The following is an 18,131-nucleotide window of genomic DNA, read 5'->3' on the forward strand; positions in this document are numbered from 1 at the left end:
ATGTAAGAGCTGTGTGTCGATGCTCGGCGCGGTCAGTACGCCAAGGCGTCGTTCACGTCCGCTCTAAAAAAGGTATCGCTAGCGACACCTCCACCTTCGCGCTGCGCGACGCGCGCAGCGGCAGAGGATTGCGGCTTCAGAAGGCCGAACGGCTTGGCAAAAAGAATGCCCCCACCCGGGGTGGTGCGGCTCAGCGCCCCAGCCCGCGCTTGAGCTCCTTGAGCAGCAGCAGCACCTGGTTGGATGCGTGGCGGCAGCTGCCGTTGAGCAGCTGCGCTGCCTTGGGCTGGTCGCCCGACTGGAAAGCTGTCACCACGTCGGCCGCCTGCTGGTGAAAGTATTTGTGCCGCGCCACCAGCATGTCGAACGCGGGGTAATGCCCCAGGCGCACCCGGCCCGTGCCGTAGAGCCATCGGCCCAGGTCACAGCGGTCGTCCTGGCAGATGCGTTCGGGCCGCATGACTTCGTCGGAGCGCCCGTTGACCATGTCTTGCAGCTGCAAGCGCCAGCGCTCGTGGCTGGCAATGGCGGCGTCGATGTCGATCTCGGTCATCAGCGTGGCCGCGTACTCGGCATCCAGCACCAGTTCACTGCCGTTGTCTTCCATGGCCCAGGTGGTCTCGGGGCTGGTGGGGTCCTGCTCCCGGATCTTGAACAAGCGGCTGAAAAAACCCATGCGTCATCCCTTTTGCGCGACTGGCCCGCGCAGCGCGAAATGGCAGCCGGCGCGGAAATGTCTTGAAACATTCTGTGGCGCCTCCGCCGTTTTGGCTACCAAAAAATGGCTCCTTCGTAAAAATGTGCGTGGGCAACCATGCTGCCACTGCCAGCTCTGCACCCACCGCCTGCACAAAAGCAACGGCAGCCGGACAATGCATGCATGACTTCCACTCCCCGCCGCCCTGCCCTTTCCATGCTTGATCTGGTGGCCGTCCGCGAAGGCGGCACCGTGGCCGATGCGCTGCAGATTGCGCTGCGCACCGCCCAGCATGCCGAAAAACTGGGCTTTGCCCGCTACTGGCTGGCCGAGCACCACAACATGGCGGGCATTGCCAGCTCCGCCACCGCCGTGCTGGTAGGCCACATTGCCGGTGGCACCTCGCGCATCCGCGTCGGGTCGGGCGGCGTGATGCTGCCCAACCATGCCCCGCTGGTGGTGGCCGAGGCCTTTGGCACACTGGCCGAGCTGTACCCTGGCCGCATTGACCTGGGCCTGGGCCGCGCGCCGGGCACCGACCCCACCACCATGCGAGCACTGCGCCGCGACCGGGTGGAAACCGAAGAAGACTTTCCCCGCGACGTGGCAGAGTTGCAGCGCCTGCTGGCCCCTGCCGAGCCCGGCCAGCGCCTGATTGCCATGCCAGGTGCGGGCACCAATGTGCCGATCTGGCTGCTGGGCTCCAGCCTGTTCTCGGCCCAGCTGGCAGCCGAGCGCGGTTTGCCATATGCGTTCGCCTCGCACTTTGCGCCGCGCCTGCTGCACCAGGCCATTGACCTGTACCGCAATCTGTACCGGCCGTCTGCCGCCTGGCCCAAGCCCTATGTGGCCATCGGCGTACCGCTGATCGCTGCCCCGACGGACGAAGAGGCCGACTTCCTGGCCAGCAGCACCTACCAGCGCGTGCTCGGCATCTTGACGGGTGACCGCCGCCGCCTGCTGCCGCCCATCGAGAACTACGCCGCGCGCCTGCAACCCCAAGAGCGTGCAGCGATTGGCGACTTTTTGGCTGCGGCCGTGATTGGCGGACCGGACACGGTGCGTGCAGGACTGGCCCGCCTGAGCGAAGCCACTGGCGCCGACGAGCTGATGCTGGTGAGCGATGTGTACGACCCTGCGCTGCGTCTGCGCTCGCTGGACATTGCGGCCAAGGCCCACGCCACACTGGGCCAGGCCGCCGTCGCGGCCTGAGCACCTGGGCAGCCGGGGGGCGCCTGGGCGCCGCTCTTGGTCTTCAGCGCGCCAGGTAGCCGCCATCCACGGGGTAGTACGCCCCGGTCACAAACGACGCCTTGCCGGACGCGAGCCAGGTCACCAGCTCGGCCACCTCCTCGGGCTGCCCCAGGCGGCCGATGGGGTGGGCGCCAACCAGCATGGCGTTGATGCCGGCGTCCTGCTCCAACCCGCTGATCATGGGCGTGTGGATGAAAGCAGGGCCCACGGCATTGACGCGCACGCCGTGCGCGCTGTATTCGATGGCCGCAGCCTTGGTCAGCCCCACCACCCCGTGCTTGGCCGCCGTGTAGGCGGGCGCCGTGGCAAAGCCCACCGAACCCAGGATGGACGCCATGTTGATGATGGCGCCGCCACCGTTCTTCAGCATTGCGGCGATCTGGTACTTCATACCGTAGAACACGCCCGACAGGTTAATGTTGATGACCTGCGCCCAGCCGTCCAGCGGGTAGTCAGCCGTAGGCGCCTGCGGGCCGCCGATGCCCGCGTTGTTGCAGGCCACGTCCAGGCGGCCGTAGTGGGCGACGGTGCGCTGCACCAGCGCCTCGCAGTCCTCGGGCTTGCCCACGTCGGCCGCCACAAAGATCGCATCGCCCCCGGCGGCGCGCACCAGCGCGGCGGTTTCCTCGCCCGCCTGCACATTCACGTCCGACACCACCACCTTGGCACCTTCGCGCGCCCACACCAGCGCAATGGCGCGACCGATGCCCGACGATGCGCCCGTTACCAATGCCACCTTGTTCTTCAGCATGAAAGACCCCTTGTTCGTTCCAAACGCCTGCAACCCGATGCCACAGATCAACTTTCATTCTGCGCGTGCCATGCGTCAGCGCCTTGACCTGTGTCATGCCCCGGGCATGGAAGCAGGGTGGAGGCATTGGGCCTTGGGTAGCGGCTACCATCAGGGGCTGCCGGCCCTGCGGCGGATGTTTGCCCGTTGCAGGACTGCGTGATTTCCACGCCCGCGCCCCACCACCCACGCCCGCATTTGCATGCCTGCTTTTTCCTTTGAAGCCCTGGACGCCCAGGGCCAGACCCGCAAAGGCCTCCTGGAGGCCGACACCGCCAAGGCCGCGCGCAGCCTGCTGCGGGCCCAGGCGCTGGTGCCGCTGGCAGTGGAAATGGTGCAGACCGGCCAGTCGCTGGACGGCCGGTCCGCGAGCCTGGGCCAGCGCCTGTTCACCCGGCCGGTGTTCAGCGCGACCGGGCTGGCCATCTGGACACGGCAGATCGCCGGGCTGGTGTCGTCGGGCCTGCCGCTGGAACGTGCACTCACCGCGCTGTCCGAAGAAGCCGACGATGAACGCCAGCGCCACCTGGTCGCCGCCCTGCGCGCCGAGGTCAATGCAGGCGCCACCTTTGCCCGCGCACTTTCGCAGCACCCGCGCGAGTTCTCTGACATCTACTGCGCCGTGATCGGTGCGGGCGAGCACAGCGGCAACCTGGGCCTGGTGCTGGAGCGCCTGGCCGACGACCTGGAAGAGCGCCAGGCGCTCAAGGCCAAGCTGGTGGGCGCTGCGCTGTACCCGGCCATCGTGACCCTGGTGGCCATCGTGATCGTGTTGTTCCTGGTGGGCTATGTGGTGCCGCAGGTGGCCAGCGTGTTTGCAGGCACCAAGCGGGCGTTGCCGTTCCTGACAGTGGCCATGCTGGGCCTCAGCGCCTTTGTGCGCAGCTATGGCTGGGTGATGTTGATTGCTTTTATTTTGATAGCGCTTGGGACAAGATGGGCGCTCACCATCGGCCATATTCGCGAGAAATTTGATGCCGCCTGGCTCAATCTGCCCCTGGTGGGCAAACTGGCGCGCGGCTACAACGCAGCACGGTTTGCCGGCACGCTGGCCATGCTGGCAGGCGCCGGGGTGCCGATCCTGAAGGCCTTGCAGGCGGCTGCTGAAACGCTGAACAACCGCGCGCTGCGGGCCGACGCGCTCGACGCCCTGGTGCTGGTGCGCGAGGGAGCTCCGCTGGCCTCGGCCCTGGCCCAAAAGAAACGCTTTCCGGGGCTGCTGTCGATGTTTGCACGCCTGGGCGAACAGACCGGACAACTGCCCGTGATGCTGCAGCGCGCGGCCCGCCAGCTCTCGGCCGAGGTCCAGCGCCGCGCCATGGCCCTGGCTACGATCCTGGAGCCGCTGCTCATCGTGGGCATGGGCCTGATCGTGATGCTGATCGTGCTGGCCGTGTTGCTGCCGATCATCCAGCTCAACCAGTTTGTGAAGTGACCTTATGGCCGTGACGCTCGACGACAAGCTGGTAGTCGCCATCTCCTCGCGCGCGCTGTTCAATTTTGAGGAAGAGAACCGCGTCTTCGAAAAGGACAACGACCGCGCCTACGTGGACATGCAGCGCCAGCGGCTCGACGTACCTGCTGCGCCGGGCGTGGCGTTTTCACTGGTGCGCAAGCTGCTCGCGTTCAATACCTCCGAGCACCAGCGCGTGGAGGTGGTGCTGCTGTCGCGCAATGACCCGGTGAGCGGCATGCGCGTGTTCCGCTCGTGCCATGCCCATGGTCTGCCCACCATCCAGCGCGGTGTGTTCACGCAAGGGCGCGACCCGTTTCGCTACCTGCGGCCGCTGGGTGCACACCTTTTCCTGTCCGCCAACGAGGCCGACGTGCGCGAGGCCTTGCACCTGGGCTACCCCGCCGCGCGGGTGGTGACGGAGTCGGTGCAGGCGGGCGACTCCAACCCCAACGAAGTGCGGATTGCCTTTGACGGCGACGCCGTGTTGTTCTCCGATGAGGCCGAGCGCGTGTACCAGGCGGAGGGGCTGGCCGCCTTCCAGCAGCACGAGACCGACAAGGCCGCACAGCCCCTGCCCGACGGCCCGTTCAAACCCCTGCTGGCCGCCTTGCACCGCCTGCAGTCTGCGGGCGAGGCCGGTGGCACCGGCATGCGCATCCGCACCGCGCTCGTCACCGCCCGCAGCGCCCCCGCGCACGAGCGCGCCATCCGTACCCTGATGGACTGGAACATTGCGGTGGACGAAGCCATGTTCCTGGGCGGCCTGCCCAAGGGCGAATTTCTGCGCGAGTTCGAGCCCGATTTCTTCTTTGACGACCAGACCGGCCACGTCACCTCGGCAGCGCGCCACGTGCCTGCGGGCCATGTGAACAGCGGCATCTCGAATCCGGCGCGGGTCGCAGGGAACTGACCCGCAGGAGCCTCGGCTGCAGGCCGGCGCGCTGTGCCACCCTGCACCCAGCCCTTGGGAAAAGTTCTGCAAAGACTTGCAACGCCCGGTGAATGTCTGCAAAGCCCCGGTTGCAAACCACCGCCCTCGCCCCCCATGTGCCACCATGGCCGTTGAGACTTCGAAGGAGAACACTTTGCGCATTCGCACATCCCTGGCGTCTATGGGGTTGCAAAGGCCGGTCCTGGCGACGGTGGCCCTGTTGGCAGCCTGTGCAGCACTGGCACAAACGCCCCCACCAGCACCGGCCCCTCCAGCGGAGACACACGCCGCCACAGAGCCCGCAGCGGCAGTGAGCCCGGGCGAGCTGAAGGCACAACGTGAATTCAAGATGCTGGACTTCAACGGAGACGGCAAGCTCAGCCGCTCTGAGGTAAAGCTGTTCCCGCGCCTGGCGGCAGCCTTTGACGAGGCCGACACGGATGGCGATGGCTTTGTGTCGTATGCCGAAGTCCGTGCCTTTGCCGCCAAGTACCGCGCCGAGCGTGATCGTCAGCGGGCAGCGGCACAAGCGGCTGCGACGTCGGCGGCACCGGCTGCGCCGCCCCCTGCGCCAGAGACCCGTCCGTGAGGAGCGCTGATTGCACTTTGCCAAGCGGCAAAGCCCCAAAAATCAGTCCAATCGACTTGGAGCGCTAGTGCAATATGCGCTGCCAGCTATCTAATTAATAGCAAATAATACCTGGCGCATCGAGGCAGTACCCACAGCTTCCGTGCGCACGGCACCGTGCACCCACTGCATGCAGCGCCTGTACGTCACAGTTTGCCGCTGCGCAGTGGCTTCGCTGCACTGCACCGGGCTCGCCACCGCACGCAATGAGCCGTCCTCAGGGCAGGCAGCCCGGCAGCGCCAGCTACTCAGGCGCCACCGGTGCGCTTGACCTTGGGGTCGGTGTAGGTCAGCGGCTCGTTCTTGACCTGCTGGGCCAGGCGCTCCTGCAAGGTCATCTTGTTGACGTCCTGCGCTACCTCTACCGCGCTGCCGCTGGCGCGCCACATCGACTGGATGAACTCCAGCAGCTGCTTGTAGATCGGCTCTTTGGGAGGCTCCGGCGGCTCTTCGACGGTGTCTTTCTTTTTTACCGCCGTCCAGTCCCGGTTGGGCGCCTCGGGCGCCGAGGGTTTGTCCGGCTCGCGCACGATCGCCCCCTCACCCATCCGGTCCATGGACTCGACAGGGTTGGGAGCGTTGATGGGACGCACCGGAGGCGCACCCGAGGCGCCAGTGGAATACAAATCAGCGCCCTGAGGACGCCAGGACGGCGATCGATCGACAGGTGGCATTTGCATGACATTGGCCCGTAGTTGAACAAAAGGTACAGAGGGTCTTTCGGCCTCTTCGTACATTCATTACGGCAAAAAGAAGGGTGAATTTAGGTCTTTTTCACCGATTGAACGAAATTTAGGGTTTTCCCTAGTAAAAAACCAGCTTTTTGGGACGGTTCTGCGTCAGGCAGGGACCATGAAGGTGCCAAACAGTGCCCCGAATGGGCCGAATCGGCTGAACAGAGCGCTGGGCATGCGCCAGATGTCGCAACCGCACCACGCCGTCAGAAGGCGGGGCGCCCGCAGGTCGTCACCCGCTGCAGGGGAACAAGCAGAGAAGTAGGCGGCTCGGGCCGTGCGCAAGGAATGCGCAAGAGGGGGTCTCCGCCGGCCCCACATTCCCGACAGAGCATGTTGACGGTTCTGCAGAGGAGCGCAGACAGGCTCCTACGACTGGCAGGACAAGGTCCGAGCCCTGGACGGAGCCGGCTTGACTCCGCCATACAAGGTCAAAGAAAGCGTTCGAGCAACCGGCGCGAATGCTTGTCCAGCGCCGTGGTGTCCTTCACACGGAACTGCAATCCGTCGCCCCCGGCAATCAGCAGCCGGGTGCGCCCGCCCAGGCGGCGGATGTCTTCTTCGGCCTTGAGCACCAGGCGGGCAGGCCCCCGGTCGGTCTCCACGTCCCAGGTGCTGGGGGTCGAGAAACTAGAAACGGCCAGGATTTTCTGGATAGTGGGCACAAACTCGCGCACCTCCAGCTCTTCATCAATGAGCTGCCGGGCGGCGCCCGTCACGGCCTCCAGCCGGGGAACCCACAGCAGCTCATGGCCGTCGGCGCCCACCAGGGACAGCCCCTCGCCCGGCGCGGCGATAGGAAAAGCACGCACGGGAGTCACGCCCTCATGGGCCATGCCATCGGCCAGGGTCAGGACGAGGCGGCCGTGCGGGTTGCGCGTGAGCTGGAAGGCGGGGGTGGACGACGATGGGGTCAGGGAAGCATTCATGGCAGGGTCGCTCACAGCGTCTCAGGGGTTGCCGGCGGGGTGGGCCGGGTGCAGCAGGCTGCTGTCGATGATCACGCCTGCTGCCTGCGCGTCTTCTTCGGCGCGGCGGGCCTGGGCTTCGTACAGCCGCCAGTAGGCGCCCTGCTTTTCCATCAATTCATCGTGCGGGCCCACTTCCACCACTTCGCCGCGGTCCATGACCACCAGGCGGTCGGCCTTGCGCAGGGTGGACAGGCGGTGGGCAATGGCGATCGTCGTACGGCCTTGCACCAGGTTATCGAGCGCCTTCTGGATTTCCTTTTCGGTCTCGGTGTCCACGGCCGAGGTGGCCTCGTCCAGGATCAGGATGCGCGGGTCGATCAGCAGAGCGCGCGCAATGCTGATGCGCTGGCGCTCGCCTCCCGACAGGCCCTGGCCGCGCTCGCCCACCAGCGAGTCGTAGCCATGCGGCAAGCGCAGGATGAATTCATGCGCATGGGCGGCACGGGCGGCGGCCACGATTTCCTCGCGCGTCGCTTCGGGCTTGCCGTAGGCGATGTTCTCCGCGATGGTGCCAAAGAACAGGAAAGGCTCCTGCAGCACCAGGCCGATGTGGCGGCGGTAGTCGGCCACCGCAAAGCGACGGATGTCGATGCCATCGACCTGGATGGACCCGTCGCTCACGTCGTAGAAGCGGCTGATCAGGTTGACCAGCGTGCTCTTGCCCGAGCCACTGTGGCCCACCAGACCAATCATCTCGCCGGGGCGGATGTCCAGATCCAGCCCCTTGATGACCGCGCGGCTGCCGTAACGGAAGCCCACGCCCTGCATGCTGATGGCGCCTAGCACCTTGTCCACCTTCACGGGTTGGGCCGGGTCGGGCACGTTGCTCACATGGTCCAGGATGTCGAAGATGCGCTTGGCGCCTGCAGCGGCCTTCTGGGTGACCGAAACGATGCGACTCATCGAATCCAGCCGCCCGTAAAACCGCCCGATGTAGGCGATGAAGGCGGTGAGCACACCCACCGTGATCTGGTTGCGCGACACCAGCCAGATGCCGAACGCCCAGACCACCAGCAGCCCGATTTCGGTCAGCAGCGACACCGTGGGGGTGAACAGGCTCCAGGTCTTGTTGAGCTTGTCGTTCACTTCCAGGTTGTGCTGGTTGGCATCGCGAAAGCGCTGGGCCTCGCGCTTTTCCTGGGCGAAGGCCTTGACCACGCGGATGCCGGGGATGGTGTCGGCCAGCACATTGGTCACCTCGGACCACACACGGTCGATCTTTTCAAACCCGGTGCGCAGGCGGTCGCGCACGGTATGGATCATCCAGCCAATGAAGGGCAGCGGCACCAGCGTGACCAACGCGAGCCACGGGTTGATGGAGAACAGGATCGCCGCCGTCATCACGATCATCAGTACATCGGTGATGAAGTCGAGCGCGTGCAGCGACAGGAACACGTTGATGCGATCTGTCTCCGACCCGATGCGCGCCATCAGGTCGCCGGTGCGCTTGCCCCCAAAGTAGTCGAGCGACAGGCGCAGCAGGTGCTCGTACGTGGTGGTGCGCAGGTCGGCGCCGATGCGCTCGGACACCAGCGCCAGGATGTAGGTGCGCGCCCAGCTCAGGCCCCAGGCGGCCAGCGCCGACAGCAGCAGGCCGCTCAGGTACAGCAGCACCAGGCCAGGTTCGATCTGTTTGCCGTTCTGGAACGGAATCAGGATGTCATCCATCAGCGGGATGGTGAGGTAGGGCGGCACCAGGGTCGCGGCCGTTGACGCCAGCGTCAGCGCAAAACCGGCCGCCAGCTGTTTGCGATAGGGCCGCGCAAAACGCCACAGGCGCAGCAGCACCCAGGTGGAGGTCTGGGGTGGCTGGGCACGGGCACAAGCCGGGCACTCTTCGGTGTCGGGCGGCAGCGGCGTGTGGCAGGTAGGGCAAGCGGGCTCGTCGGCTTCGTCCTCGGCACCGCTGTCGCCCCGGGCGCTTTGCTGCTCAAAACGTTGCACCAGGCGCAGCGCCTGCGCATGGTGCGCCAGGGTAAAGCGCCACTGGGCCAGGCGCTCCTGGGGGTTGTGCAGCTCGAGCGAGCCCACTCCGCCATGGTCATGCAGCTTGAGCGTCAGCCCTTCACCCAGGGGCCAGCTGCGCCAGGTCGTGGTACCAGGGTCGCAGGCCAGCAGCCGTTCGGAGGTCACCACCACCCACCCCGCCGCAAAGCGCAGTGTGGCGCTCAGGTCAACCGGCAAAGCCGCCAACACGTTCTCTTTGGAAGCGAGCATGGCCCGCAAATCGGCTCCCACAGGGCTAGAAAAGACACCCGAGGCGTCCACAGAATGGTGATGTTGCATTTTTGGTTGGGTTTTCCGCCACCGGCTGCCTGCGGTGGCCGCTCTCGCGAAAGCAAGAATTCTCACCGATACTGCACGCCACGGTGCGACGGCATCCTCCTGTAACGTCTGTGGCGGCCTTTTGGCTGACACTGCGCACAGGCCCTGGACTGGCGCACAATCATCGTCCACAAAATTCCCTTTCGTCCCCCTACCGCACAGCCCTTACCAAGGCCGGAACCACAACCGCTGCAATCCATGGCGAAACTCAACGACATCCAACTGCTTCGCATCAACTACCTGCGGGGCCCCAATATCTGGACCTACCGGCCGGTCCTGGAAGTCTGGCTGGACCTGGGCGAGCTGGAGGACTACCCCTCCAACACCATCCCCGGCTTCAATGACCGCCTCACGGCCTGGCTGCCAGCGCTGATCGAGCACCACTGCGGCGTGGGCGAGCGCGGCGGCTTCCTGCAGCGCCTGCAAGAAGGCACCTGGTGCGGCCATGTGCTGGAGCACATCGTGATCGAGCTGCTCAATCTGGCAGGCATGCCCACCGGCTTCGGCCAGACGCGCAGCACCAGCCAGCGCGGCGTGTACCGCATGGTGTTCCGCGCCCGCGACGAAAGCGTGGCCCGCGTGGCACTGGCCCAGGGCCATGCACTGATCATGGCGGCCATCAACGACCAGCCTTTTGATGTGCAGGCCGCCGTGGCGCGCGTGCGCACCGAGGTGGACGACCAGTACCTCGGCCCCAGCACCGCCTGCATCGTCACCGCCGCCACCGACCGGGGCATTCCCCACATCCGCCTGAATGACGGCAACCTGGTGCAACTGGGCTATGGCGCCCGCCAGCGCCGCATCTGGACCGCTGAGACCGAGTACACCAGCGCGATTGCTGAAGGCATTGCCAGCGACAAGGATCTGACCAAGGGCCTGCTCAAGTCCTGCGGCGTGCCCATCCCCGAAGGCCAGGTCGTCAACAGCCCCGAGGAAGCCTGGGAGGCCGCGCAAGACATCGGCCTGCCCGTGGTGGTCAAGCCCTCCGACGGCAACCACGGCCGGGGCGTGACGCTGGACCTACGCAAGCAGGAAGACATCGAAGCGGCCTACCACGTGGCCTACCCCGAGGGCAGCGACGTGATGGTGGAGCGCTTCATCCCTGGCGACGAGCACCGCCTGCTGGTGGTGGGCGGCAAGGTGGTCGCCGCAGCACGCGGCGAGCTGGTCACCATCACCGGCAACGGCCGCTCCACCGTCAAGGAACTCATCGACACCCAGCTCAACTCCGACCCGCGCCGGGGTTACGAAGAAGAGTACCCGCTCGAAATCATCGACCTGGCCACCGACACCAAGGTGCAGCTCGAACTCAAGCGCCAGGACCTTGAAGCCGACTCGGTGCCCGCCGCTGGCCGCCAAGTGGTGGTGCAGCGCAATGGCAACGTGGCCGTGGACTGCACGGACGACGTGCACCCTGAAGTGGCGTACATCGCCCAGCTTGCCGCCAAGGTGGTGGGCCTGGACATTGCAGGCATCGACATGGTGGCCCGCGATATTTCCAAGCCCCTGCACACCCAGGGTGGCGCGATTGTCGAAGTCAACGCGGGCCCTGGCCTGCTCATGCACCTGAAACCCGCCGTGGGCGCGCCGCGCCCTGTGGGCCAGGCAATTGCCGAGCACCTGTTCCCCTCCGACGCCGATGACGAAGGCCAGGCCGGTCGTATTCCGCTGGTGGGCGTGGCCGGCACGCGCAGCACATCGACCATCTCGCGCGTGGTGGCCTGGCTGCTGCACCTGAGCGGGCACCACACCGGCCTGGCCTGCCGCGAAGGACTGTTTCTGGATCGTCGCTGCGTGGAGGCCACCGACTGCGCCCACTGGGAAGCCGCCCACCGCCTGCTGATGAACAAGATGGTGCAGGCCGCCGTGATCGAAAGCGACGCCCGCACCATCCTGCGCGACGGCCTGGCGTATGACCGCTGCCAGGTGGGCGTGGTGACCGACATGGACGGCGTGGAAACGCTCGCCGAATTCGATGTGCACGAACAGGACCAGATGACCAAGGTGATGCGCACCCAGGTGGACGTGGTGCTGGCCGAAGGCGCTGCGGTGCTCAATGCCGCCATCGCCCAAGTGGCCGACCTGGCCCCCCTGTCCGACGGCGACGTGGTGCTGTATGCGCAGGACGGCACGCTGCCCGTCATCGCCGAACACCGCGCCAAGGACAACGGCCGCGCCGTCTTCGTGAAGAACGGCCGCGTGGTGCTGGCCACGGGCAGCGCCGAGCATGTGCTGGGCGCCCTGTCTGATCTGACTTTTGGCCGCAATGCCGTGGTGCCAGACACCGACGCCCTGCTGGCCGCCATCGGTACGGCCTGGGCGCTGGACATTGCCCCCGACCTGATCGGCGCAGGCATCAAGACCTTCGAGCCCGAACTGGTCCCCACTGCCGCCCTGCGGTCGTGATGGCCTCTCGTGCATTTGCCTTTGTTTGTTGTTTGACCCCACATCCCACGACCTGAACAGGGCCCCAGCGCTCTGATGGACCACTGAAAGAGACTTCCATGGATGTAACCCGCACCCGGGCCCTGCGCGGCCCCAACCTCTGGAGCCGCCACATGGCCATCGAGGCCGTGGTGACCTGCGCCGAGAACGAGCGCGCCGTGGGCCAGATGGCCGGATTCGAAGCCCGCCTGCGGGCCCTGTTCCCCGCCATCGGCGCACTGCACCCGGAAACCGGTGGCGGCGATGTGTCGCTGGCCCACGTGCTGCAGACCGCAGCACTGGCGCTGCAGGCGCAGGCCGGCTGCCCCGTGACCTTTGCGCGCACCACGGCCACCAGTGATGTCGGTGTGTACCAAGTGGTTGTCGAATACAGCGAAGAAGCCGTGGGCCGCAAGGCGTTTGAAGACGCGCAGCAACTCATCCAGGCCGCGCTGGGCAACGGCAGCTTCGATGCCGAAAAGGCCGTCGCCGACCTGCGCGAGCTGGACGAAGACGAGCGCCTGGGCCCCAGCACCGGCTCCATCGTCGAGGCGGCCGTAGCCCGGGGCATCCCCTACCGCCGCCTCACGCGCGGCAGCCTGGTGCAGTTTGGCTGGGGTTCCAAGCAGCGCCGCATTCAGGCAGCCGAAGTCGATTCGACCAGCGCCGTGGCCGAATCCATCGGTCAGGACAAGGACCTGACCAAGCGCTTGCTGCACGCCGCTGGCGTGCCGGTCCCGCTAGGCAAGCCGGTGGAGACGGTGGACGAAGCCTGGGAGGTCGCCCTCAAGGTCGGCCTGCCCGTGGTGGTCAAGCCCCAGGACGGCAACCAGGGCAAGGGCGTCACCGTCAACATCACCGACCGCGCACAGCTTGAAGAAGCCTACAAGAACGCCGCCGACTACGGCACCGTGATGGTCGAGCGCTTCTTGCCCGGCCACGACTTCCGCCTGCTGGTGGTGGGCGACCAGCTGGTGGCCGCCGCTCGCCGCGAGCCGCCCCAGGTGCTGGGCGATGGCGAGCACACCGTGCGCCAGCTGGTGGACGTGGTCAACCAGGACCCCCGCCGTGGCGAAGGCCACGCCACGTCGCTCACCAAGATCCGCCTCGATGACATCGCCGTGGCCCGCCTGGCCATGCAGGGCCTGACGCCCGACTCGGTGCCCGAGAAAGGCCAGCGCGTCATCTTGCGCAACAACGCCAACCTGTCCACCGGCGGCACCGCCACCGATGTGACTGACGACGTGCACCCCGAGGTTGCGGCCCGCGCCGTGGCCGCCGCCCAGATGGTGGGCCTGCACATCTGCGGTGTGGACATGGTGGCCGAGACCGTGCTGCGCCCGCTCGAAGAACAAGGTGGCGGCTTTGTGGAAGTGAACGCCGCCCCCGGCCTGCGCATGCACCTGGCCCCCAGCTACGGCAAGCCCCGCAACGTGGGCCAGGCCATGGTGGACAAACTGTTTGCCCATGGCGACGACGGCCGCATCCCTACCGTGGCCGTGACCGGCACCAACGGCAAGACCACCACCGCCCGCCTGATTGCGCACCTGTTCACGGCCCAGGGCCTGCGCGTGGGCATGACCAACACCGACGGCGTGTACGTGAACGGCCGCCAGATCGACAGCGGCGACTGCAGCGGCCCCAAGAGCGCCCGCAACGTGCTGCTGCACCCCGAGGTGGACGCCGCCGTGTTCGAGACCGCGCGGGGCGGCATCCTGCGCGAAGGCCTGGGCTTTGACCGCTGCCAGGTGGCCGTGGTCACCAACATTGGCGCGGGCGACCACCTGGGCCTGAACTACATCACCACGGTGGAAGACCTGGCCGTGCTCAAGCGCGTGATCGTGCAGAACGTAGCCCCCACGGGCTACGCGGTGCTCAACGCCGCCGACCCCATCGTGGCGGCCATGGCTTCGGCCTGCCCCGGCAAGGTGATCTACTTTGCGAGTGACCGCCACCACCCCGTGATGGTCACGCACCGCGCCCAGGGCCACCGCACCGTCTACGTGGACGGTGACTCCATCGTCGCCTCCGAAGGCTCGTGGCGCGAAACCATCCACCTGCGCGACGTACCCATCACGCGCAACGGCAAGATCGGTTTTCAGGTCGAGAACGTCATGGCCTCCGTGGCTGCCGCCTGGGGCGTGGGCATGCCCTGGCAGACCATCCGCCGCGGCCTGTCGGGTTTTGTGAACGACAGCGACAACGCCCCCGGCCGCTTCAACATCATGGACTACCGGGGTGCGACGGTGATCGCCGACTACGGCCACAACCCCGACGCCATGCGCGCCCTGGTGCAGGCCGTGGACGCCCTGCCCGGCAAGCGCCGCAGTGTGGTCATCAGCGGTGCGGGCGACCGGCGCGACGAAGACATCCGCGAACAGACCGTGATCCTGGGCGCCGCGTTTGACGACGTGATCCTGTACCAGGACGCCGCCCAGCGCGGCCGCGCCGACGGCGAAGTGATGGCCCTGCTGCGCGAAGGCCTGGCCGGTGCGCCGCGCACCACGCATGTGGAAGAGATCCGTGGCGAGTTCATCGCCATTGACACCGCCCTGGAGCGCCTGCAACCCGGCGACCTGTGCCTGGTGCTGGTGGACCAGGTCGAAGAAGCGCTGGCCCACCTGGCCCAGCGCTGCACCGAAGGCGAGACCGCGGCATGACCGCTGCGCGCACGTTGGCAACCGCCGCCGTGGTGGCGCTTGCGGCCCTCACGGGCGGCACAGTGCAGGCCGCATCGGGCGAAAAAATCGGCACCGTGGACACCGCGTTCCAGTGGATCGGCCGCGACCACGACATCATCGTCGAGGCCTATGACGACCCAGGCGTCCGGGGCGTCACCTGCTACGTCTCGCGGGCTCGCATCGGTGGTGTCAAGGGCACGCTGGGCCTGGCCGAGGACCGCGCCGAGGCCTCCATTGCCTGCCGCCAGGTCGGCCCCATCAGCATTCCCGAGCCACTGAAGAAACAGGAGGAAGTGTTCAGCGAACGCATGTCCATCCTGTTCAAGCGCCTGCGCATAGTGCGCATGGTGGACCCGGCCCGCAACACGCTGGTGTACCTGACCTACTCTGAAAAGCTCATCGACGGCTCCCCCCAGAACAGCGTGACCGCCGTTCCCGTGGACCGCGCCACCGCCATCCCGCTGCGCAAGTGACGGTAGCCCGGTGTGGCCGGGGCATCGCTCAGACATCAAAAAAGGGGCTCCAGGCCCCTTTTTTGATCGTACATGCCAGTAGCGCTAGTGCAATATACCTGAGCAGCTATCAAATAAATAGCATCTAGCCCTGAGCGGCAATCTGCCGCAGCGCCTGCTCAAACACCTCCACCGGCTGCCCGCCCTGGATCAGGTGGCGCTCGTTGACGATGATCGCGGGTACCGAATGGATGCCGTTTTGCAGATAGAACTGCTCGCGCTCGCGCACCTCGTCGGCGTAGCGGTCTGAGGCGAGCAGCGCACGCGCCTCGGCCACACCCAGCCCCACCTCCCCCGCCACACGCACCAGCACCTCGTGGTTGCTCGGGTCCTGCCCGTCGGTGAAATACGCCGTGAACAGTGCCTTCTTCAGCGCGGGCTGCACGCCCTTCTCTTCGGCCCAGTGCAGCAGCCGGTGCGCATCAAAGGTGTTGTAGATGCGGCTGCGCTTGTCCATGCTGAAGGTGAACCCCAGCGCCGCACCGCGCGCCGCGATGGCCTCGCGGTTCTTCTGGCTCTGCTCGGGCGTGGCGCCGTACTTCTCTTGCAGGTGCTCGCCAATGTCCTGACCCGCAGGACCCATCTGCGGGTTCAGCTCGAACGGCTGAAAGTGCAGGTCCAACGCGACCTCGCCCTGCAGCCGGTCCGCCGCCTGCTCCAGCGCCTTGAGGCCGATGATGCACCAGGGGCAGGAGACATCGGAGACGAAATCGATTTTGAGGGTGGTGGTCATGGGTCAAGTCTGTGGATGGCAAGCCAGGATGGTAGGACGGGCTGCAAAACCGCGGAGGCCGCAGGCTTAATGGTGCACCAACCAGAGCCTGCTTCGGGTATCACACCACCATGGGCGTTGCTCCGCCGTCCATCGTCAGAACCACGCCCGTGACGTAGCTTGCACGCTCGGACGCCAGAAACAGCACCACGTTGGCGACCTCCTCCGGCTGCGCCAGGCGACCCAACGGCACCTTGCTCGTCGCCTGTGCGAGCGCTTCCTGCTCAGAGATGTTGTGCATGCGTGCCGTGGCGATCATCCCTGCCTGCAACCGCTCGGTGTGGGTGGCGCCCGGGTTGACGGCATTCACGCGTACACCCTTCGGCCCGTAGGCGGCAGCCATGCCCGCGCTCATGAGCATCAGCGCCGCATTGGCCGCCCCGCCAGGCATATGGATGGGGCTGGCGACCTTTCCTCCGGCGCCCACCACATTGACGATGGACCCCTGGCCCCGCGCGCCCATCTTCTTGACCACCAGATCCACCATATGGACGTACGTGAAGAACTTGGCGTTCATCGCGTCGTGCCAGGCCTGCGCGCTCAACTCCTCGGGCGGGGTGCGCCGGGCAGCCCCTGCAGAGTTGACCAGCACATCGACGTCCCCAAAGGCGGCTTCGGCAGCCGACAGCGCTTTCGCCGCCGACTCGGGCTGCTGCAGGTCAGCGGCATGGACGCTGATGCGCCCAGCGCTGCCATGGACATCCACCGATAACCGACCACGTGCGGCCTCCAGGTGTTCGGTGCTGCGCGATACCAGGCTGACGCGCGCCCCTTCGGCCAGAAACGCCGCCGCGCAGGCATAACCAATGCCTTTGCTGCCCCCCGTGATGAGGACATGTTTGTCCTTCAGATTCAGATCCATGGACTTGCTCCGAGAAAGGTGAAGTGTGCAGGACCAGCCGCCTTATTCGATCGAAATGCCAGCCGCCTTCACCACGGCACCATACCGATCCAGGTCCCGCTTGATTTCGTCGCGGTATTGCTCGGCAGTTCCGGGTGTGGGCTCGATGCCCATTACACGCAATTTCTCACGCACGGCGGCATCGTTCAGCACCGCGTTCAGTTCTGTGTTCAGGCGCGTGATCACCGCCGCAGGCGTACCCACCGGTGCCAGCAGCCCCACCCACGAGTTGACAACAAAGTCGGGTACACCGCTCTCGACAAACGTGGGCACATCGGGCAAGGCGCTGGTACGCTGCGCGCTCGACACCGCAATGGCCTTGAGCTTGCCGGACTTGATGTGTCCGTGAGCGCCCGCCACCGCCGTGTACACCAGTGGAATCGTGCCCCCCAGCACGTCGGTCATGGCTTGGCCACCGCCCTTGTAGGGCACATGGGTCAGGTTGGCGCCCGTCCGGATTTTGAGCAATTCACCGGCAATGTGGGGTGTACCACCCGTCCCCGAGGTTCCAAACGAGAGACCTCCATGTTGGGTCTTCGACAAGGCAATCACATCGGCCAGGCCCTTCACCGGCACGCCAGGGTTCGCCACGAGCACCAGGGTGGCATCGCCAATCTTGCCGACTGGCGCAAAGTCTTTGGCCGTATCAAAAGGCAGTTTCGAAAACACATGTGGATTGATCACCATGGTGCCGTCAAAGCCCAGAACCAAGGTGTAGCCATCTGCTGGCGCAGACTTGGCCAGCGCCGTGCCAATGTTTCCGGAGGCCCCCGGCTTGTTGTCCACCACGATTTGCTGGCCGAGGCGCTTGCCAAGACTTTCGGCAATCAGACGCCCGCTGGTGTCGGTGACGCCCCCAGGGGTGAACGGAACAATCAGCCGGAGGGGTTTGCTGGGCCAGACGTCCTGAGCGTACGTGGCCGCGGGCATCCCGGCCGCCGCGCCCAGGCACACCAGGGCTGACAGGGCGAGCAGCTTGCGCCGACATTGCAAGCCGGGCGCAGGCGGCACGTTGCCGTAGGGGATGAGAGATGGATGAGGTTTCATGTTTGTCT

General features: G+C 66.1%; 15 protein-coding genes. 7 read left to right on the forward strand and 8 right to left on the reverse strand.

The window, feature by feature from the left end:
* Nucleotides 1-190 precede the first annotated feature (190 nt).
* Nucleotides 191-676 carry a CZB domain-containing protein gene (locus tag AC07X4_RS08660; protein WP_015015652.1) on the reverse strand — a complete coding sequence of 162 codons (486 nt, stop codon included), beginning with the start codon at nt 674-676 and terminating at the stop codon, nt 191-193.
* 204 nt (nt 677-880) lie between these two features.
* On the opposite strand from AC07X4_RS08660, the gene AC07X4_RS08665 reads away from it, so the two are divergent.
* Nucleotides 881-1,909 (forward strand): LLM class flavin-dependent oxidoreductase, encoded by a 1,029-nt coding sequence (locus tag AC07X4_RS08665; protein WP_494739849.1) that lies wholly within the window; start codon nt 881-883, stop codon nt 1,907-1,909.
* A gap of 43 nt (nt 1,910-1,952) precedes the next feature.
* Here the strand turns inward: AC07X4_RS08665 and AC07X4_RS08670 are convergent, their stop codons facing one another.
* A complete protein-coding gene (locus AC07X4_RS08670; protein ID WP_395452936.1) occupies nt 1,953-2,702 on the reverse strand; it encodes an SDR family NAD(P)-dependent oxidoreductase in 750 nt (249 codons plus the stop codon).
* Between the two features lie 241 nt (nt 2,703-2,943).
* Between AC07X4_RS08670 and gspF the strand changes: the two genes are divergently transcribed.
* From gspF to AC07X4_RS08685, 3 genes are all read left to right on the forward strand, one after another.
* A complete protein-coding gene (gene gspF, locus AC07X4_RS08675; RefSeq protein ID WP_099729298.1) occupies nt 2,944-4,176 on the forward strand; it encodes a type II secretion system inner membrane protein GspF in 1,233 nt (410 codons plus the stop codon).
* Between the two features lie 4 nt (nt 4,177-4,180).
* A complete protein-coding gene (locus AC07X4_RS08680; RefSeq protein ID WP_116747934.1) occupies nt 4,181-5,107 on the forward strand; it encodes a 5'-nucleotidase in 927 nt (308 codons plus the stop codon).
* A gap of 202 nt (nt 5,108-5,309) precedes the next feature.
* Nucleotides 5,310-5,717, forward strand: coding sequence for an EF-hand domain-containing protein (locus tag AC07X4_RS08685; protein WP_056066421.1), 408 nt, complete (start codon nt 5,310-5,312; stop codon nt 5,715-5,717).
* Between the two features lie 287 nt (nt 5,718-6,004).
* Here the strand turns inward: AC07X4_RS08685 and AC07X4_RS08690 are convergent, their stop codons facing one another.
* From AC07X4_RS08690 to AC07X4_RS08700, 3 genes are all read right to left on the reverse strand, one after another.
* Nucleotides 6,005-6,436 (reverse strand): hypothetical protein, encoded by a 432-nt coding sequence (locus AC07X4_RS08690; RefSeq protein ID WP_494739850.1) that lies wholly within the window; start codon nt 6,434-6,436, stop codon nt 6,005-6,007.
* Between the two features lie 485 nt (nt 6,437-6,921).
* Nucleotides 6,922-7,419 (reverse strand): cyanophycin metabolism-associated DUF1854 family protein, encoded by a 498-nt coding sequence (locus AC07X4_RS08695; RefSeq protein WP_494739851.1) that lies wholly within the window; start codon nt 7,417-7,419, stop codon nt 6,922-6,924.
* Nucleotides 7,420-7,440: 21 nt separating this feature from the next.
* The gene (locus AC07X4_RS08700; RefSeq protein WP_494739852.1) at nt 7,441-9,747 is read right to left on the reverse strand and encodes a cyanophycin metabolism-associated ABC transporter; all 2,307 of its coding nucleotides are present in this window, start codon (nt 9,745-9,747) and stop codon (nt 7,441-7,443) included.
* Nucleotides 9,748-9,984: 237 nt separating this feature from the next.
* Between AC07X4_RS08700 and AC07X4_RS08705 the strand changes: the two genes are divergently transcribed.
* From AC07X4_RS08705 to AC07X4_RS08715, 3 genes are all read left to right on the forward strand, one after another.
* Complete coding sequence (locus AC07X4_RS08705; protein WP_436077594.1) at nt 9,985-12,192, forward strand: cyanophycin synthetase; 2,208 nt, start codon at nt 9,985-9,987, stop codon at nt 12,190-12,192.
* A gap of 98 nt (nt 12,193-12,290) precedes the next feature.
* Nucleotides 12,291-14,870 (forward strand): cyanophycin synthetase, encoded by a 2,580-nt coding sequence (cphA, locus tag AC07X4_RS08710; RefSeq protein ID WP_099729296.1) that lies wholly within the window; start codon nt 12,291-12,293, stop codon nt 14,868-14,870.
* On the forward strand, nt 14,867-15,364 hold the full coding sequence (locus tag AC07X4_RS08715; RefSeq protein WP_121942043.1) for a CreA family protein: 498 nt from the start codon (nt 14,867-14,869) through the stop codon (nt 15,362-15,364). Before cphA ends, AC07X4_RS08715 begins: the two co-directional genes overlap by 4 nt.
* A 124-nt stretch (nt 15,365-15,488) precedes the next feature.
* Here the strand turns inward: AC07X4_RS08715 and AC07X4_RS08720 are convergent, their stop codons facing one another.
* The 3 genes from AC07X4_RS08720 to AC07X4_RS08730 all read right to left on the reverse strand — a co-directional run bounded on the left by AC07X4_RS08720 (nt 15,489) and on the right by AC07X4_RS08730 (nt 18,123).
* Nucleotides 15,489-16,136 (reverse strand): DsbA family oxidoreductase, encoded by a 648-nt coding sequence (locus AC07X4_RS08720; protein WP_494739853.1) that lies wholly within the window; start codon nt 16,134-16,136, stop codon nt 15,489-15,491.
* A 100-nt stretch (nt 16,137-16,236) separates the two neighbouring features.
* Nucleotides 16,237-17,037, reverse strand: a complete 801-nt coding sequence (locus tag AC07X4_RS08725; RefSeq protein ID WP_436077591.1) for an SDR family oxidoreductase — start codon at nt 17,035-17,037, stop codon at nt 16,237-16,239.
* Between the two features lie 42 nt (nt 17,038-17,079).
* The gene (locus AC07X4_RS08730) at nt 17,080-18,123 is read right to left on the reverse strand and encodes a Bug family tripartite tricarboxylate transporter substrate binding protein (RefSeq protein ID WP_436077590.1); all 1,044 of its coding nucleotides are present in this window, start codon (nt 18,121-18,123) and stop codon (nt 17,080-17,082) included.
* Nucleotides 18,124-18,131: the final 8 nt, after the last annotated feature.

Source organism: Acidovorax sp. GW460-11-11-14-LB4, assembly GCF_059423685.1.

Bases quoted from the DNA above. Each gene is read 5' to 3' on its own strand.
- AC07X4_RS08725 (WP_436077591.1), bottom strand. From the start codon at position 17,037: ATGGATCTGAATCTGAAGGACAAACATGTCCTCATCACGGGGGGCAGC.
- AC07X4_RS08685 (WP_056066421.1), top strand. From the start codon at position 5,310: ATGGGGTTGCAAAGGCCGGTCCTGGCGACGGTGGCCCTGTTGGCAGCC.
- AC07X4_RS08700 (WP_494739852.1), bottom strand. From the start codon at position 9,747: ATGCAACATCACCATTCTGTGGACGCCTCGGGTGTCTTTTCTAGCCCT.
- AC07X4_RS08720 (WP_494739853.1), bottom strand. From the start codon at position 16,136: ATGACCACCACCCTCAAAATCGATTTCGTCTCCGATGTCTCCTGCCCC.
- AC07X4_RS08670 (WP_395452936.1), bottom strand. From the start codon at position 2,702: ATGCTGAAGAACAAGGTGGCATTGGTAACGGGCGCATCGTCGGGCATC.
- AC07X4_RS08690 (WP_494739850.1), bottom strand. From the start codon at position 6,436: ATGCAAATGCCACCTGTCGATCGATCGCCGTCCTGGCGTCCTCAGGGC.
- AC07X4_RS08730 (WP_436077590.1), bottom strand. From the start codon at position 18,123: ATGAAACCTCATCCATCTCTCATCCCCTACGGCAACGTGCCGCCTGCG.
- AC07X4_RS08660 (WP_015015652.1), bottom strand. From the start codon at position 676: ATGGGTTTTTTCAGCCGCTTGTTCAAGATCCGGGAGCAGGACCCCACC.
- AC07X4_RS08695 (WP_494739851.1), bottom strand. From the start codon at position 7,419: ATGAATGCTTCCCTGACCCCATCGTCGTCCACCCCCGCCTTCCAGCTC.
- AC07X4_RS08680 (WP_116747934.1), top strand. From the start codon at position 4,181: ATGGCCGTGACGCTCGACGACAAGCTGGTAGTCGCCATCTCCTCGCGC.
- gspF (WP_099729298.1), top strand. From the start codon at position 2,944: ATGCCTGCTTTTTCCTTTGAAGCCCTGGACGCCCAGGGCCAGACCCGC.
- AC07X4_RS08715 (WP_121942043.1), top strand. From the start codon at position 14,867: ATGACCGCTGCGCGCACGTTGGCAACCGCCGCCGTGGTGGCGCTTGCG.
- AC07X4_RS08665 (WP_494739849.1), top strand. From the start codon at position 881: ATGACTTCCACTCCCCGCCGCCCTGCCCTTTCCATGCTTGATCTGGTG.
- cphA (WP_099729296.1), top strand. From the start codon at position 12,291: ATGGATGTAACCCGCACCCGGGCCCTGCGCGGCCCCAACCTCTGGAGC.
- AC07X4_RS08705 (WP_436077594.1), top strand. From the start codon at position 9,985: ATGGCGAAACTCAACGACATCCAACTGCTTCGCATCAACTACCTGCGG.